Genomic DNA, 17,261 nt, shown 5'->3' with positions numbered 1-17,261 from the left:
TACCGCCCGACCGTGATGGTGATGACTCGATGGCCGCTGAGCCGAGCCCTCGGATGCGGGTCGCGCCGCGCCGAACAGTGGGCGCCGCGAAGGGCGTCGGCGCGGAACTAGCCGTCCGCCTGGTGGTCGACTGCGCCCGGCAGGCCGAGTCTGCGGTAACGCTGCTTGCGGAGCGCGCGGAGTTCGGCGGCGGGCCGGTCGCGCAGCCGGGCGAGCTCGCCGGCGACGGCGGCGACCATGCGGCGGGCGAAGTCGACCGATTCGTCGGCCGCGTCGGGGAATTCGGGCACGATGCGGTCGACGACACCGTCGGCCAGTAGGTCGGCGGCGCGGATGCGTTGGGACTGCGCCAGTTCGGCGGCGTGCTCGGTGTCGCGGTAGACGATGGCGCTCGCGCCCTCCGGTGGCAGCGGGGCCAGCCAGGCATGGGTGGCGGCCAGGACGCGGTCGGCGGGCAGCAGGGCCAGCGCGCCGCCACCGGTGCCCTGACCGAGCAGCACCGAGATGGTCGGCGTGTTCAATGTCACCAAATCCGCGATGCAGCGGGCGATTTCAGGGGCCAATCCGCGTTCCTCGGCCTCCTTCGACAGCGCGGCGCCCACCGTGTCGATGACCAGAACCAGCGGCAGCCGCAACTCCTCAGCAAGCGCCATGCTGCGGCGCGCCTCGCGCAGCGCGGCGGGTCCCATGGGGTATCCGTCCTGCTGCCCGGCACGGTCGTGGCCGAACACCACGCACGGCTGGCCACGCAAGCGCGCCAGCGCGTGCACCACGGTTCGGTCGGACTCGCCCTGCCCGGTCCCGCTGAGCGGAACCCGTTGCGTCACATGACGTAGCAAGTCACGAATGCCGGGCCGATCCGGGCGTCGGGAGATCTCCACGGATTCCCATGCCGAGACCGGCTCGGCGGCCGCGCGTCGGTCCGGACTCGGAACTTGTTCACCCACAGTCGAATCCGGCAGCGGGATACCGCTGAAGACGCTGAGGGCGCGGTGCGCGATGCGGCGAAAAATGCGGACCGTGACGGCGCCGTCGATAACACCGCGGCGGTAGAGATTCTCGGCGGTCTGCACGCCCTCGGGAAAAGCCTCGCCGTACAGGGCCTGGTAGACGCGCGGCCCGAGGAAACCGATCAACGCGCCGGGTTCGGCAAAAGTCATGTGCCCCAACGAACCCCACGACGCGAACACGCCGCCCATGGTCGGGTTGCGCAGGTAGACCAGATAGGGATGGCCCGCGCTCTTGTGCGCGGCGACCGCACCGGCGATCTTCACCATCTGCACGAAGGCGACGGTGCCCTCCTGCATCCGGGTGCCGCCGGAGGTCGGCGAAGCGAGCAGGGGCAGCCCGAGTTCGGTGGCGCGCTCGACCGCCGAGACGATCCGTTCCGCCGCCGCGACGCCGATCGAGCCCGCCAAAAAGCCGAACTCGCAGGCGATTACGGCCACCCTGCGGCCGCGCAGCAGTCCCTCGCCGGTGAGCACCGATTCATCGGTGCCCGCCGCGACGGCCGCCGTGCGTAACGTCTCGCGGTACCGCGGGGTCGCGGCCACCGTGATCGGTGACCGGTCCCAGCTGACATACGAGTCGGTGTCGAGCAGTTGCCCGAGCAGCTCGCGCGCCGAAATCTTCACCGAGGGAGCTTATCCACTCGGCAACCGGCGGGCGGGATGCTGACCCTTTCGGTCAGTAGCCCTGCATCACCTTGCGCAGGGCGTACTCGGTGAGCGCGACCAAGGCTTGTTTGGCCGGCTCGCGACGCCGAGCGTCGATGGACAGGATCGGCACGTCCGCGGGCACCGCGAGCGCCTGCCGGATGTCCTCGATCGGGTACCGCGGCGCATCGTCGAATTCGTTGAGCGCCACCAGGAATGGTAGGCCGCGCGCTTCGAAGTAGTCGACAGCCGCGAAGCTGTCCTCCAGTCTGCGGGTGTCGACGAGCACCACGGCGCCGATGGCGCCGCGGATCAGGTCGTCCCACATGAACCAGAATCGGTACTGGCCCGGCGTACCGAAGAGGTACAGCACCAGATCGTCGGCGAGGCTGATCCGGCCGAAGTCCATCGCCACCGTGGTGGTCGACTTCATCGGAATGCCGGTCAAATTGTCGATTCCGGTACTGGCATTGGTCACCAATGCCTCGGTGCGCAGCGGAACGATCTCCGAGACAGCACCGACCATCGTGGTCTTGCCGACACCGAAGCCACCCGCGACGACGATCTTGGCCGACGTCGGCTTGCTGGTGCGGGTGTCGACCTGCGCCGTCGAATCAAATACGCCGGAGTCCACTGAGAACCCTTTCGATCAGCTCGCGACGTTCATCGTCGCTGGAATCGTCTTTCAAAGTCGCCGAAACGCGTACATGCCCGGCCTCGATCAGGTCGGCTACCAGCACGCGTGCCACCCCGATCGGGATACCAAGTCGGGCTGCTACCTCGGCAACGGACGGCGATTCTCTGCACAACTCCACGATTGACGTCTCGATGTTGGTCAGTTCGAACTGCCGCTCCAGGGCGACCGGATGCGATGCGACGAGAGCCTCCAACGCCAACTCGACCGCGGGCCTCGTTCGGCCTGCGGTCAACGAGTATGGGCGGACGAGACTGGGCTCGGCGCTCCCCAAGCGGTGATCTTCTATGTCCATCCCACCATCAGGAACCCATCGTGACGCGTGGCGTGGCCTGAACTGTCTGGCCAACCCGCTCGACCAACAACGCCATCTCGTAACCGACCTGACCGATGTCGCACGACGTGTTGGTCAGCACGGCAAGGTACGAGCCGTCGCCGACCGCCATGAGTAGCAGGTAGCCGTGCTCCATCTCGACGACGGACTGCAGCACGGTGCCGCCCTCGAACAGGTTCGAGACACCGACCGAGAGGCTGGCCAGTCCGGCGGTGACGGCCGAGAGCTGCTCGGCACGGTCGACGGGCAGCTGAGCGCTCGCGGCCATGAGTAGGCCGTCAGCCGAGACCAGGACGGCATGGGCTACGCCAGGAACCTCGTTGGCGAAGTTCGAAACCAGCCAATCCAGCTGACGATTCGTACCACCTAGATCGGGGTTCATCGGTCTCCTTTATCTCCGGTTAAGTTCATTGCTCTCATTGCGCGGCCATCCCGGACGCCCTGCTGATGACGACTCAAGCTGGACCTGATCGTTTCTGGATCGCGGCTCGGTGCCCGTTCCACCGCACCGTTGACGGCGCCCGGGACCAGCCTTCCGCCCGGATTGCGTTGCGGCAACCCAGCCGCCGTCCTCGTCTCGGATTGTGCCTCGCTGGCCCGGCGAGCCGCCTGCCAACCCTCGTCACCCGGTGACTCGAAGGACGCGGCCACTTGGGACCTGTCCATATTCGGGTCTGAGAGCCACGCCGACATCATTTCCGCGAAAATCGGTGTTCCGCCCATGACGGAGTCCCCGGTTTCGACCGCGGGCTGCAGCCTGGTCTGGAAGAACGACGCCGTCCTGGATGGGTTGGCCCGGTAGCTGTGCCTACCCGGGTCGGCGCCGGCTGCTTCGGTGTCCTTCGGCTGCTCGTCGCTGCCGGGCAGCGTACCGCGTCCCCGCTGCGAAAGACCAAGTCCCGGCGTGGAATCCCGCTGGGGCAGACCGTCGCCCGGTTCCCGCTGCGGCAGATTCGGCGGCACCTGACTGCCCGGCTGCCGCTGTGGCAGCCCGGTCGGCGTCGTCTCCCGCTGCGGCAGGCTCGACGCCGCCGCGTGGCGCTGGGGCAGACCCCCGGCGCTGGGATCACGCTGGGGCAGACTCGAATCCCGCTGCGGCAAACCACCAGCACTCGGATCACGCTGCGGCAGACCACCGGACGCGGACTCCCGCTGGGGCAGACCACCGGCGTTCGGATCACGCTGCGGCAGCATCGAATCTCGCTGCGGCAGACCACCAGCACTCGGGTCGCGTTGCGGCAAACCACCGGACGCGGACTCCCGCTGCGGCAGACCGTTCTCGCCACGCTGACGCTGCGGCAGACCACCGGCGCTGGGATCACGCTGGGGCAGACCACCGGCGGTCGGATCACGCTGCGGCAGACCGCTCGCGTTCGGCTCCCGTTGCGGCAGACCACCCGCGTTGGGGTCCCGCTGCGGCAAGCCGCCCGCGCTCGGATCACGCTGCGGCAGACCGCCGGACGCGGACTCCCGCTGCGGAAGGCCGTTCTCGCCACGCTGACGCTGCGGCAGACCACCGGCACCCGGATCACGCTGCGGCAGACCACCCGCGCTGGGATCGCGCTGCGGCAAGCCACCGGCACTCGGATCTCGCTGTGGCAGACCACCCGCGTTGGGATCACGCTGCGGCATCCCGTTCTCGCCACGCTGACGCTGCGGCAGGCCGCTGGGCGGCTGGGCGAGGCCGCTGATGCTCGGCTGCGGCACACCGTTGTTGCCCGGCTGCCGCTTCGGCAGTTCACCCGAGTTCGCGTCGCGCGGCGGCAGTCCCGTCACGGTCGGCTCGGCCGGGGCCCCCGGCTGCCGCGGCGGCGGACCGCCGGGAGCGAGGTTGCGCTTGGGTAGGTTCGCGGCGGCGAGCTTGCCCCGCTGCGGTCCGCTCGACTGCTGACCCGGTGCGGGTCGCAGGGTCGGGCTCGCCTGCTGCGCGTTCGACTGCAGGCCGGACGCCATGCTGTTGCCCGGCTGCCGCTGCGGCAATCCGCCGCCGGCCGGAACCGGTCCGCTCGGATTCGCATTGGGGTTGGTGATCGGAATCGGCCCGCTGACACCCGGATCGACGGTGACCATGACGTTGCCGCCGGGGGTCCGGGTGATCGCACGCATCTGCATCGAGGACGGGGCGGACGGCCGCTGCCGCTCAGGTGCCTGCGGGTTCGGCGTGACGGGCTGCGCCGTGATCGGCTTGCCCGCCACGATCAGATTGCCGGGCACGTGCACGGTCACGGTGACGCCGGGATCGCGCGCGGTGTCGAAGGTGGGACGCAGCCGCACGGTGAGACCGTGCCGCTCGGCCAGCCTGCCGACCACGAACAGACCCATGTGCCGTGCGGTGTCGGGGCCGGGCTCGGCGGTCTGTTCCAACCGCCGGTTGATGTCGGCCATCTCGGTGGGCGGCATACCGATGCCTCGGTCGGCCACCTCGATGAGCATGCCCTGGTCGTGCGCTTGCGCGAAGGTGAACTTCACGTCGGTCTCCGGCGGGGAGGCGCGCAGCGCGTTGTCCAGCAGCTCGGCGAACAGGTGCGCCATGTCGGAGGCGGCGGGCTCGACCAGCGAACCACGCGGTGTGGCACCCAGTTTCACCCGCTCGTAGTCCTCGACCTCGGAGATCGCGGCGCGCAGCACGTCGGCGATCTCGACCGGGGCGGACTTGGCGCGGCGCTGCCTGGTGCCTGCGAGGATCAGCAGGTTGTCGCCGTTACGGCGCATGCGAGCGGCGAGATGGTCCAGCCGGAACAGGTTTTCCAGCAGGCGCGGGTCCTTCTCGTCGTACTCCATCGCCTCGATCAGGCTGAGCTGATGGTCGACCAGTGACTTGGACCGCCGGGCCAGCGTCTCGAACATGTCGTTGACCTGAGAACGCATCTGCGCCTGGTCGCTCGCGAGGCGCAGCGCCTGGCCGTGGATGTCGTCGACGGCACGGGCCAGCTGGCCGATCTCCTCGGTGCTGCGCACCGGCATCGGTTCCAGCGGCACCTCTTCCGGCGAGGCGCCGTTACGGAGCTGGGCCACCTCGTGCGGCAGGTCGCTCTCGGCGACGCGCAGCGCGGCGAGGCGCAACCGGTGCAGCGGCACGATCATCGAGCGCGCGACGAACACGGCGAGCAACAGCGCGGCGAGGATGGTCGCGACCACGACGCCGGTGTAGGTCCACGCGTCGCGCTGCGCGGTGGACACCAGCGCGTTCATCGCGCTGTCGATGTCCTTGGTCGCCCTGGTCACCACGAGTTCGTAGACCGCGAGACTGTCGGTCAGCGACTTCTTCAGTTCGCCGACCGGAATCCGACCGGCCTGCGCCTCCGGGCTGTTCAGCAAGGTGACCCGAGTGTCGATGCCCGCACGGAGATCGGCGATCGAGGTGTCACCGTCGGAGAACCGGTGCGACAGCACGCCGAGCAGCGAACGCTCGGTATTGGCCGCGGTCAGGAAGCCCGGTGTGCCTGCCTTCGGGTCCTTCAATACCGCGGGGAACGCCGCGACCTCACCGACCAGCGTGGCTCGGGTGTTGAGCGAATCGACCAGACGGAGCTTGGCCGTATCCACCGCGGTGTCGCTGACCTGGCCGACCGTCGTCTCGACGATCCGCACACTGTCGTTGCGCACCCGGTCGATCAGCGCGATGGCATCGTCGCTCGACCCGGTGTTCACCGCTTTGCCTTGCTGGCGAACGGCTTTTGCCTGGTTGAGCATGCTGTCCAGCGCCGCGCGGGCACCGGCGACACCACTGAGCTTGTCGCCTGCCTTCTCCGCGTTGGCGATCGCCTTGTCGAGATCGGCGAGGTTCTGATCCGTCACCACGGACACGTTCGGCGCGACGGCGATCATCTGCGAACCGACGGTCGTTGCCGTCTGCGCACTCAGCGCCGTGACCGCGGGGATGGCCCCCACGTTCTCGGCGACATCGGCGAGCCGACCCGAGTTGGTGAACTCCGATGAAATCCTGGACACGCCAAGGCCTACCGCGACCGCCAGCGGGACGGCCAGCACCGCCGTCACCTTCCAGCGCAGGTCCCAGTTGCCGAGCGCCCAGCGCCTTCTGCCGGACCTAGCGGCCTCACGCATCTCCCACTCACTTTCCAAACTGGCCCCAACCACGCGCCATCAGCGAACCTCCACACGCATACTGGCTCGACAGGCGGAGCTGGCCGAGAACTGCGGCTGGCCGAGAAATTGCGTCTACGACGGCCCAAATAAGTGACATCAGATTCTAACGGATCAATAACTTCTTGGGTGACTCCGAGTAAGCATGCGATCCTTGACCTGCCCGTTCCAGGCAAAACCAATGGTCACAACACCCACCCGGGCGTCGCGTGAAGTCTGCCACAATCAACCAGATCTATCGAGGCGGGCATCGAGGCGAGGCTAGGGAGTCACGGGTTTGAACGTGCGGCACGAGTACCGACCGGTCTATCAGACCAGCTTGGTCGACCCCGCCGAGTTCTGGGCCGGGGCGGCTGAAGCGATCGATTGGGAGGTACCGCCGACCCAGATCGTGGACCCGGCCGTTCGTCCGGTGGCCAGGTGGTTCACCGACGCTCGCCTCAACACCTCCTTCAACGCCCTCGACCGGCATGTGCACGGTGGCGCCGCGGCGGAGGGGGGCCTAGCGAATCAGCCCGCCTTAATATACGACTCCGCTATGACCGGCACCAGAGGCGTTTTCACGTACGCGGAGCTGCTGGAAGAGGTAGCCAGGTTCGCGGGCGCGATGAGCCGGCTCGGCGTCGTCGCGGGCGATCGCGTCGTCATCTACCTGCCGATGATTCCCGAAGCCGTCATCGCCATGCTGGCCTGCGCGCGCATCGGCGCGGTGCACTCGGTGGTGTTCGGCGGCTTCGCCGCACCGGAGCTCGCCGCGCGCATCGATGACGCGAAACCAGTGTTGATCATCACAGCATCCGGCGGTCTGGAACCGGGCAAACAGCTCGAATACCCGCCGATTGTGTTGCAGGCCTTGGACCTCGCCGAGACCACCGCGCCGCGCACCGTGATCGTGAAGCAGCGCCCGCAGTTCCCGACCATCCACTTCCCCGCGCCGCAGGCCGCGACCGAATCACTGCCGAGTTCGTCACAGACCATCGCGGCGCAATGGCTCGATTGGGACGACGCTGTCCGGGGTGCGCCACTGGCCGAGCCGGTCCCGGTCGCCGCGACCGACCCGCTCTACATCCTCTACACCTCGGGTACCACCGGGAAACCCAAAGGCGTGGTGCGGGACAACGGCGGACACGCGGTTGCCCTCGCCTGGTCCATGCGCAATATCTACGACGTAGGCCCCGGCCAGGTGATGTGGACGGCCTCCGATGTCGGCTGGGTCGTCGGGCACTCCTACATCGTCTACGCGCCGCTGCTGGTCGGCGCGACCACGCTGCTGTACGAAGGCAAGCCGATCGGCACCCCGGATGCGGGCGCGTATTGGCGGGTGATCGCGGAACACAATGTTCGCGTGCTGTTCACGGCGCCGACCGCGCTGCGCGCCATCCGCAAGGCCGACCCGGACGCCGCGCTCGCGCACGGCCACGATCTCTCCTCGCTGCGCGCACTGTTCTGCGCGGGCGAGCGACTAGATCCGGCCACCTACGCCTGGGCCGACGAGATTCTGCTCGCCGACCGCACGGACTGCCCCGTCGTCGACCACTGGTGGCAGACCGAGACCGGCTGGCCGATCTGCGCGAATCCGCTCGGTCTGCAACAACTCCCGATCAAGGCGGGTTCGGCCTCGGTGCCGGTGCCCGGGTATCGCCTGCGCGTGCTCGATTCCGAGGGCAACCCGGTGCCGCCGAATACCGAGGGCAACATCGTGATCGGGCTGCCGCTGCCGCCCGGCACGCTGACCGGGCTGTGGCACGACGACGAGCGCTACAAGCGTTCGTACCTGTCCGCCTACCCAGGCCACTACCTCACCGGCGACTCCGGGTACTTCGACGAGGACGGCTACCTCTATGTGCTCGGCCGCAGCGACGATGTGATCAATATGGCCGGGCACCGGTTGTCGGCCGGCAGCATCGAGGCGGCCATCGCCGGCCACGAGGCGGTCGCCGAGTGCGCGGTGATCGGGCTGCCCGATGAACTCAAGGGGCACCGGCCGCTGGCCTATGTGGTGCTCAAGTCGGGGGTCGAGGTGGATCCCGCGCAGTTGCGGGACGAGCTGATCGAGCGGGTACGCAGCCAGATCGGCGCGATCGCCACGCTGCACGACGCCGTCATCGTCACCGCGCTGCCGAAGACCCGCTCCGGCAAGATCCTGCGCAAGACGATCCGGCAGATCACCTCCGGCGATCCGTACGAGGTGCCGTCCACCATCGAGGATCCCGCGGTGCTCGAGGCGCTGGAGGAGCAGATCCACGCGGCACGCGAGCTTCCGCCGCTGAGGGAATTCGGGCCGGACTCGGCTGCCACACCGGTGACCTCGGCGCCCGGCGGCGAGTAAGGCCAGCTCAGCCGGTACCCGGATGCTGATGAGATCAGTTGTCCTGCTGGATATTCCGTGGTGGACCCGGCTCGGCAGCGTCGACTGCTCAGAGATTCCTTAGGAAGCGTTCACACGCGTGCCAGTGCGGCGGCCTAGCGTCGAGGGCGCTAGTACCCCTCGATATTTGGAGTCACCCCATGAAGCGTTCCGTTGGCCGTCCCGCTGTCGCCGCATTCGCCGCAGGCGGGCTGGCCACTGTCGCCATGTTCCTCAGCCCGGCCATCGCCTCCGCCGACCCGATGGAGCTCGCCGGTCCGCTGCTCACCTCGGACTGTTCGTTCGCCCAGGTCGACGCCGCCCTGCACGACAAGGCCCCGCAGCTCGCCGCCATGCTCGACGCGAACCCGAAGCAGAAGGCCGAGTTGCAGCGCAAGTTCGATCAGCCGGTCGAGCAGCGCCGCGCCGAACTCCAGCGGGCCATCGACCAGAACCCGGGCGCGGTCCAGGAAGCCCAGAACGACCCGCGCTACGCCCAGCTGCGCGACACCATCCGCACCGTGGCCGATTCTTGCCACAACTACTGAACGCGCGCATCGCCCGCCTGACCGGTTGGACCGATCGGTGACGGCAGAATGAGCGATGTGACGCCCTCTACTCCGACCGTCCTCGTCGTCGATGACGACGAGGACGTGCTCGCCTCGGTCGAGCGGGGCCTGCGGCTGTCCGGGTTCCATGTGCTGGTCGCCAGGGACGGGGCGCAGGCGCTGCGCAGCGTGAACGAGCACGCGCCGGACGCGATCGTGCTCGATATGAACATGCCGGTGCTCGACGGCGCGGGGGTGGTCACCGCGTTGCGCGCGATGGGCAACGAGGTGCCGATCTGTGTGCTCAGTGCGCGCGCCTCGGTGGACGATCGCATCTCCGGGCTGGAGTCCGGTGCCGACGATTATCTGGTCAAGCCGTTCGTGCTCGCCGAGTTGGTCGCGCGGATCCGGGCGCTGCTGCGCAGGCGGACCGACACCCAGTCACCCGCGACGCCGGGCGCGATCACCGTCGGCCCGCTCGAAGTCGATGTCGCCGGGTATCGCGCGCTGCTGAACGGCGATGAAATCGAGCTCACCAAGCGGGAATTCGAGCTGCTGTCCACGCTGGCGCGCAATGTCGGCGTGGTGCTGAGCCGGGAGCGGCTGCTGGAACTGGTGTGGGGCTACGACTTCGCGGCCGACACCAATGTGGTGGACGTTTTCGTGGGCTACCTGCGGCGCAAGCTGGAGGTGGACGGTGCGCCGCGGCTGCTGCACACCATCCGCGGCGTCGGGTTCGTGCTGCGGGCGCCCAAATGACGCAGCTCACCGCGCCGAAATCCCGTCGGCGCCGGGCCTTTTCGCTACGCACCAGGGTCGCGGGCGCGGCAGCGGCCGGTGCGATCGTGATCGTCTCGGTGATCAGCGTGATCAGTATTCACGCGATCGAACGCAACAATGTGCAGCAGTCCGATCAGCAGCTCGCGATCGCCGCGCGCATCGTGCTGATCGAACCGGTCATCGCGGTCCGGTTCGTCAGCTTGACGGGTCTGAACAACGACATGGCCGTCACGGTCCGCGACCACGGCACGGTCACCGCGAGTACACCGACCCAATTGCCCGATCTGGCACCGGGTTCGCGCACGGTCCCGGTCGGTGGCACGCCCTATCGAATCCTGTCGACGACCGAGAATCAGCCTGCGGGACGGGTGGTTTCGATCGGCATCCCCGCCGCTTCGGCGGCCGCGGCCACGGCCGACCAGCAGCGCTGGGTACTCGGCGGCGCGTTGTTCGCCATCGCCGCCGCGGCCGCGCTCGGCTGGCTGCTGGCCGGACGCGCGGTGCGCCCGATCGTGCGGCTCACCCGCCAGGTCGGTGCCCGCAGCGGTCTGCCCGATCCGCACAACCCGCAGACACCGGTGGACGGGTCGGGCGTGCGGGAGGCGGAAAAGCTGGCGGACGCGGTGAATACGATGCTGCAACGGGTGGATCAGGCGCAGTCCGCCACCGCGGCGGCCTTGGAGACCGCGCGCGATTTCGCCGCCGTCTCCGCGCACGAGTTGCGCACGCCGCTCACCGCCATGCGCACCGACCTCGAGGTTTTGCGCACCCTGGACTTGGACGAGGCACAGCGCACCGAGATCCTCGCCGACTTGCAGCGCAGTCAGGGCCGGGTGGAGACCACGCTGGCCGCGCTGGAGCGTCTGGCCACGGGCGATCTCACCAACGAACGCGATCACGTCGCCACCGATGTCGGCGACCTCTGCGACCAGGCCGCGCACGACGCCATGCGGCACTTTCCCGGTTTGAAGGTCCGCATCGACAGCGATACCGAGCTGGTCACCCGTGGGCTGCCCGCCGGTCTGCGGCTCGCGGTGGACAACGCGCTGGCCAACTCGGTCAAGCACGGGCGGGCCACCGAGGCGCTGGTGTCCGCGCACCGGGCGCCGAACGGGCACATCGTGATCAGCATCGACGACAACGGTCGCGGTATTCCGGCGCATGAGCGTCGAGCCGTGTTCGATCGGTTCTTCCGCGGCAGTCAAGCGAGCAAAGGCGGCTCCGGACTCGGCTTGGCCCTGGTCGCCCAGCAAGCCCAATTACACGGCGGCCGTGCCTATTTCGATGACGGAACGCTGGGCGGCATTCGCCTCGTCCTCGACCTGCCCGACCCCACCAGCGCCTGACCGCTCCACAGGTCTCTCGACCCGCGCACGACACCGCCGGCGGATTCGCGCGGGACGCTCCTTAGCGAACTCTCATAGAAACGCCAGCGGTTGAGCCAAGGGGCGGCTCTATCGTCTGGCTGTGATCGGAAAACGCGCCCGCTGGGCTCTTCTCGCCGTTGCTCTCGTCAGCGCTGGCGCGCTCGGTGCCGGCCTCACCGCGTGCGGCCGATCGCACGACGGCCCCACCGGCATCGCCCTGGTGAACGCCGACACCGGCCCGACGGGCGCGCGGGTCGTCAAGGCGCTGACGGAAGCGGGCGGATACGAATGGACCGCCGCGAAGCCGGGCGAGGCGAGCGCCGACGACTACGCCGCGGTGATCACCCTGCCCGCCGACCTCACCGAATCCATGGGCACCCTGGCCGGTACCCAGCCGCGCCGGGCCAAGGTCACCGTCGCCACCCATAAGGGCGCGGACACCGACCTGGTGAACGGCGCGGTGTCCGAGGTGACGCACCGGGTCGGCGCGGCGGGCGTCGATGCCGCGCTCGCGGCGGTCGGGCAGGCCCGCAGCCAGATGTCGCAGGTGCAATTCACTGCGCAGTTACTCAAAGCCGGAGTGAACACGGCCGCTTCGGGCACCGAGCAGTTCAGCGCAGGCGCCGACCAACTGCTCGGCTTCCTGAGTTTCGCCAAAGAGGGTTCCGCCCAGCTGACTTCGGCCATCGCACTGCTGAACTCGACCGTCGACGGCGCCGCCAAGCAGGCGAACGAGCTTGCCTCCGCGCTGGATTCGACCGGCATCACGATTGCCCAGGTGGAGCAGACGGCGAACACGGTGAACTCCGGCCTGGACCAGATCCTCCCGCTACTGCGCGCCCTGCCCTTCGCCAACGATCCGGCGCTGGCCGACATCATCAAGAAACTGGAAGCGCTGCAGGGCATTTCGGGTCAGGCCGGCTCCCAGCTCACCGGCCTCGGCTCGCTGGTCGGCGGCGCGGTCGACCCGAACACCGACCTCGGCACCCTGCTTCGCACCGTGGTCGACCGATTGACCAGTGCCAGTGCGCAATTGAACGAGGGCGCGAAGTTGGCCGAGGGCCTACCCAAGCTCGCCGACGAGGGCGGCGCCCAATTGGTCAGCGCCATCAGCCAGCTCACCGGCGGCGGCGTCACCCAGCTGCAGACCATCGTCAACAACCTGAGCACCCAGACCGACAAGGCCGTGGACGCCCTCCCCCAGCGCAGCTCGGCCCAGCAGTCCGCGCTCGCCCTGGCCCTCACCGATCCGGTCGAGATCGTCCGCGAGTAACACGACCGCGGCCCGTGCTCCACCGAGTGGAACACGGGCCGCGGTACGCGTTTCGGATTAGCTGGCGTCCAGCAGGTCGATGATGAAGACCAGCGTCTTGCCTGCCAGGGGGTGTCCGGCGCCGGTCGGGCCGTAGGCCAGCTCCGGCGGGATGGTGAGCTGGCGACGGCCGCCGACCTTCATGCCGGGGATGCCGTCCTGCCAGCCCTGGATCAGGCCGCGCAGCGGGAAGTTGATGGATTCGCCGCGGTTCCAGGAGGAGTCGAATTCTTCGCCGGTGTCGAACTCAACGCCGACGTAGTGCACCTCGACGTTGCCGCCGGGCACGGCTTCTTTGCCTTCGCCCTCGATGATGTCCTTGATCACCAGCTCGGCGGGCGCGGGCCCACCCTGGAACTCGATCTCCGGCTTGGTCATTCGGCATATCCCCTTCGGTGGGTGATGGTGGTGATGGTGGAACTAACGGTTGGTGATCTCGCGGTAGTCGCGGGCGCCGTAGCCGGTGTAGATCTGCCGCGGGCGGCCGATCTTCAGTGGCTCGCTGTGCATTTCGCGCCAGTGCGCGATCCAGCCCGGCAGTCGGCCCATCGCGAACAGCACGGTGAACATGCGGGTGGGGAAGCCCATGGCCTTGTAGATGACGCCGGTGTAGAAGTCGACGTTCGGGTACAGGCGCCGCTCGACGAAGTAGTCGTCGGTGAGCGCGGCCTCTTCCAGCGCCTGGGCGATCTCGAACAGCTCGTCGTTGCCGAGCTTGTTGAGGATGGCGTCGGCGTGCTTCTTGGCGATGGCGGCGCGCGGGTCGTAATTGCGGTAGACGCGGTGCCCGAAGCCCATGAGCTTCACGCCGTCTTCCTTGTTCTTGACCTTGCGGATGAACTCCTTGACGTCGCCGCCGTCGGACTTGATGCCGTCGAGCATCTCCAGCACCGCCTGGTTGGCGCCGCCGTGCAGCGGGCCCCAGAGGGCGTTGATGCCGCCGGACACCGAGGTGAACAGGTTGGCGTCCGAGGAGCCGACCAGCCGCACCGTCGAGGTGGAGCAGTTCTGCTCGTGGTCGGCGTGCAGGATGAGCAGCATGTCCAGCGCCGCGGCGACCTCGGGGTCGACCTCGTACGGCTCGGCCGGGAAGCCGAAGGTCATCCGCAGGAAGTTCTCCACCAGGCTCAGCGAGTTGTCCGGGTAGAGGAACGGCTGGCCGACCGACTTCTTGTACGAGTAGGCCGCGATGGTGGGCAGCTTGGCCAGCAGCCGGATGGTGGACAGCTCGACCTGTTCGGGGTCGCGCGGGTCCAGCGAGTCCTGGTAGTAGGCCGACAGCGCGTTCACCGCGGAGGAGAGCACCGGCATCGGGTGCGCGTTGCGCGGGAAGCCGTCGAAGAAGCGCTTCAGGTCCTCGTGCAGCAGGGTGTGCCTGCGGATCCGGTCGGTGAAGTCCTCCAGCTGGGCCTGCGAGGGCAGCTCGCCGTAGATCAGCAGGTAGCTGACCTCGATGAAGGTGGAGGAGCCCGCGAGCTGGTCGATCGGGTAACCGCGGTAGCGCAGGATGCCTGCCTCACCGTCGATGTAGGTGATCGCCGACTTGGTCGGGGCGGTGTTCATGAAGCCCGGGTCGTCGGTGACGTAACCCGTGCTGGCCAGCAGCTTTCCCAGCTCGATTCCGTCGTTGCCTTCGGCGGCCTTGGCGACCGTCATCGGGAACTCCCCGCCGGGGTAGGTAAGCACCGGCTTGGCGTCTTCGTCGACGTTGATGATGTTCTCAGCGGGCACGGAAGGATCCCTCTCAGGCTAGAACCGTAGGCATCGTCGCGGTCGGCGCACGATGCACTTGTCTCAACGCTAGACGTTCACCGACGCGGACAACCAGGAGGGTAGTCCTGTGCGACCTCACAAACATCTCGTGGCGGTGTGAGGTCCGAAGTACGCGCCGAACAGCGATTGCTGGATATTCGCAGGCTCATGGTGCCACTATTTCCGCATGTGCGCGCCCTACCCGGTATCGCACGAATGCCGGGAACGCGAGCGCGGCGATCACCACGCCGATCACCACGAGAACACCACCACCGGCCGCCGCGACAGCGGTACCCAGACTCGCCGCCGCAAAACCGTGGGCAACATCACCGATTCGGGGCCCACCTGCGACAACCACGATGAACACGCCTTGCAGACGTCCGCGCATCTCGTCGGTCGCGACCTGCTGCAACATGGTGACCCGCAGCGCGGCCGAGACCATGTCCACCGCGCCGCCGAAGGCCGAGCAGAGCAGCGCGAGCGTGAGCCCGAGTCCGAGGCCGAGTCCGTGCCCGGTGAATCCGACGGCCGCGCCGAAGCCGACCATGGCCAGGCCCCACAGCACGATGCAGACGAGTACGGCCAAGCCTTGGCGCTGAATGCGCGGTATCCAGCCGGAGAACACTCCGCCCAGCACCGCGCCCACCGACATGGACGCGAACAGCAGGCCGAGCGCGACCCCGCCGGTGGTCGGATCGCCGAAGGTCTCGTGCGCGATCTGCGGGAACAGCGCGCGCGGCATGCCGAACACCATGGCGATCACGTCCACCGCGAACGAGGCGAGCAAAATCCGCTGCGTAGCCAGATAGCCGAAACCGTCCAGCACCGTGCGGAATCCGGCCTTGCGCGCGGTTCCGGTCGGCGGCAGGGCGGGCAACTTCCACACCGCCCAGATTGTGGCGAGCAGGGCGATGGAGTCGATCAAGTAGAGAGTGGACAGCCCGATCACCGGGATCAGCGCGCCCGCCAGCACCGGTCCGGCGATGGCACCGAACTGCATCACCGTCATGCTGAGCGAATTCGCCGCGGCCAGTTGGTCTTCCGGCAGCAGGCGCGGGATGGCCGCACTGCGCGTCGGCTGGTTCACCGCGTAGAACGCCTGCTGCACCGCGAACAGGCCGAGCACGACCCAGACGTTGTCGATGCCCGACGCGGCCTGCGCCCAGAACGCCACCGCGGTGAGGCCGGTGCCCGCGTTGGTGATGAGCATCAGCTTGCGCCGGTCCATCACATCCGCGAGCGCGCCGCCCCACAGCCCGAACACGATCAGCGGCACCAGGCCGAACAGCCCGGCCAGGCCGACATACCCTGAGCTGCCGGTGATCTGAAAGATCTGCTGCGGCACCGCGACGATGGACAGCTGCGCGCCGATCATGGTGACGATGCCCGAGGTCCACAGACGCCGGAAATCTGGGTGTCGCAGCGGAGCGGTATCGGCCAGCAATCTCACCGGCGGCAGCGTAGCGACTGAATCCCGGCCGGTTCGATACGAGATTTCTCACCGGCCGGCCGGGAATAGTTCAGGGTTGTAGTCGCTCCACCTTCATGGCGCCGTTCTCGACGAGCACCCGAATCCGGTTGTGCAGCCGGCCGCGTCGGCCCTGCCAGAACTCCACCTCGTCCGGGCGCAGCAGAAAGCCACCCCAGTGCGGCGGCACCGGAATCTCGTCGACGTTCTCGAAGCGCGCGATCGTCTCGGCCATGGTGCGGTCCAACTCGGCCCGCGACCCGATCGGCTTCGACTGCCGCGAGGCCCACGCGCCCAGCTGCGAGTCGCGCGGCCGGGAGCGCCAGTAGACCTCGGTCGTCTCGGCGGGCACCCGCTCGATCGCGCCGCGCACATGCACCTGCCTGCCGAGCGCGGGCCAGACAAAGGTGGCGGCGGCGAACGGCACGGCCGCGAGCTGGCTGCCCTTGGCCGAGTCGTAGTTCGTGTAAAAAGTCACACCCTCGGGAGAGAGCCCTTTACACAGGACGGTTCTGGCGACCGGTCGCGGCGTGCCGTCGGCCAGTGAAACGGTGGCCAGCACCATGGCGTTCGGCTCCGCGACGCCGACCGCGGTCGCTTGCTCGATCCAGTGGCGCAGCAACGGCTCCCAGCCGCCGGCCAGCCATGTTTCGTCCAGATCGATGTCTTCGCCGCTGCCGAACGGGGCGCCCCCGTACTCGGCGCGCATGCCGGCTAAATCGGTGCTCGGCAGGATTTCGGCCGTCTCCTGGCCGCCAGGTGAATTGTCCAGGTCACGCATGGGCCAGACGTTACTCCGGGGTAGCAAGGATCTAAGGTGTTGTTGATCGGCATGTGCTCGGCGAGCCTCGTTGTACCCCTCATCGCCGAGGATCAGGCCTGTTCTAGCGAGCTGCGAGC

At 68.1% G+C, this 17,261-nt stretch carries 14 protein-coding genes; 5 read left to right on the top strand and 9 right to left on the bottom strand.

Translation table 11 applies throughout. The features are described from left to right. Positions 1-107 precede the first annotated feature (107 nt). The 5 genes from DBO33_RS05555 to DBO33_RS05535 are packed head-to-tail and all read right to left on the bottom strand — an operon-like array spanning position 108 to position 6,748. Complete coding sequence (locus DBO33_RS05555; RefSeq protein ID WP_107654060.1) at positions 108-1,634, bottom strand: acetyl-coenzyme A carboxylase carboxyl transferase subunits beta/alpha; 1,527 nt, start codon at positions 1,632-1,634, stop codon at positions 108-110. 52 nt (positions 1,635-1,686) lie between these two features. Beyond that, positions 1,687-2,289 carry a GTP-binding protein gene (locus DBO33_RS05550; protein WP_014981574.1) on the bottom strand — a complete coding sequence of 201 codons (603 nt, stop codon included), beginning with the start codon at positions 2,287-2,289 and terminating at the stop codon, positions 1,687-1,689. Beyond that, entirely contained in the window at positions 2,270-2,644 is a 375-nt protein-coding gene (locus tag DBO33_RS05545; protein ID WP_040731099.1) for a DUF742 domain-containing protein, read from the bottom strand. The genes DBO33_RS05550 and DBO33_RS05545 overlap by 20 nt, the downstream gene beginning before the upstream one ends. A 7-nt stretch (positions 2,645-2,651) precedes the next feature. Next, the gene (locus DBO33_RS05540) at positions 2,652-3,065 is read right to left on the bottom strand and encodes a roadblock/LC7 domain-containing protein (RefSeq protein ID WP_011207200.1); all 414 of its coding nucleotides are present in this window, start codon (positions 3,063-3,065) and stop codon (positions 2,652-2,654) included. Next, entirely contained in the window at positions 3,062-6,748 is a 3,687-nt protein-coding gene (locus tag DBO33_RS05535) for an ATP-binding protein (protein WP_199856535.1), read from the bottom strand. Before DBO33_RS05535 ends, DBO33_RS05540 begins: the two co-directional genes overlap by 4 nt. 316 nt (positions 6,749-7,064) lie before the next feature. On the opposite strand from DBO33_RS05535, the gene DBO33_RS05530 reads away from it, so the two are divergent. The 5 genes from DBO33_RS05530 (at position 7,065) to DBO33_RS05510 (ending at position 13,102) form a co-directional block, all read left to right on the top strand. Continuing rightward, positions 7,065-9,116 (top strand): AMP-binding protein, encoded by a 2,052-nt coding sequence (locus DBO33_RS05530; protein ID WP_234390703.1) that lies wholly within the window; start codon positions 7,065-7,067, stop codon positions 9,114-9,116. A gap of 179 nt (positions 9,117-9,295) precedes the next feature. Continuing rightward, complete coding sequence (locus tag DBO33_RS05525; protein ID WP_107654059.1) at positions 9,296-9,682, top strand: hemophore-related protein; 387 nt, start codon at positions 9,296-9,298, stop codon at positions 9,680-9,682. A gap of 48 nt (positions 9,683-9,730) precedes the next feature. Then, positions 9,731-10,441, top strand: a complete 711-nt coding sequence (locus tag DBO33_RS05520) for a response regulator transcription factor (RefSeq protein WP_107654058.1) — start codon at positions 9,731-9,733, stop codon at positions 10,439-10,441. Further along, positions 10,438-11,808 (top strand): sensor histidine kinase, encoded by a 1,371-nt coding sequence (locus DBO33_RS05515; protein WP_107654057.1) that lies wholly within the window; start codon positions 10,438-10,440, stop codon positions 11,806-11,808. Before DBO33_RS05520 ends, DBO33_RS05515 begins: the two co-directional genes overlap by 4 nt. Positions 11,809-11,929: 121 nt before the next feature. Next, complete coding sequence (locus tag DBO33_RS05510) at positions 11,930-13,102, top strand: YhgE/Pip domain-containing protein (protein ID WP_107654056.1); 1,173 nt, start codon at positions 11,930-11,932, stop codon at positions 13,100-13,102. Between the two features lie 57 nt (positions 13,103-13,159). On the opposite strand, the gene DBO33_RS05505 is transcribed toward DBO33_RS05510, so the two are convergent. The 4 genes from DBO33_RS05505 to pdxH form a co-directional block, all read right to left on the bottom strand. Then, positions 13,160-13,519: an FKBP-type peptidyl-prolyl cis-trans isomerase gene (locus DBO33_RS05505; protein ID WP_107654055.1), complete on the bottom strand. Its 360-nt coding sequence runs from the start codon at positions 13,517-13,519 to the stop codon at positions 13,160-13,162. 42 nt (positions 13,520-13,561) lie between these two features. After that, entirely contained in the window at positions 13,562-14,872 is a 1,311-nt protein-coding gene (locus DBO33_RS05500) for a citrate synthase (RefSeq protein ID WP_107654054.1), read from the bottom strand. Positions 14,873-15,059: 187 nt separating this feature from the next. After that, the gene (locus tag DBO33_RS05495) at positions 15,060-16,343 is read right to left on the bottom strand and encodes an MFS transporter (protein ID WP_107654053.1); all 1,284 of its coding nucleotides are present in this window, start codon (positions 16,341-16,343) and stop codon (positions 15,060-15,062) included. A 70-nt stretch (positions 16,344-16,413) separates the two neighbouring features. After that, positions 16,414-17,142 carry a pyridoxamine 5'-phosphate oxidase gene (gene pdxH, locus DBO33_RS05490; protein ID WP_107654052.1) on the bottom strand — a complete coding sequence of 243 codons (729 nt, stop codon included), beginning with the start codon at positions 17,140-17,142 and terminating at the stop codon, positions 16,414-16,416. Between the last annotated feature and the right edge of the window lie 119 nt (positions 17,143-17,261).

The organism is Nocardia suismassiliense (assembly GCF_900269665.1).
Classification (GTDB): Bacteria; Actinomycetota; Actinomycetes; order Mycobacteriales; family Mycobacteriaceae; genus Nocardia; species Nocardia suismassiliense.
Note: the sequence above shows the minus strand (reverse complement) of the source record. Positions and strands in the feature narration are given on the sequence as shown.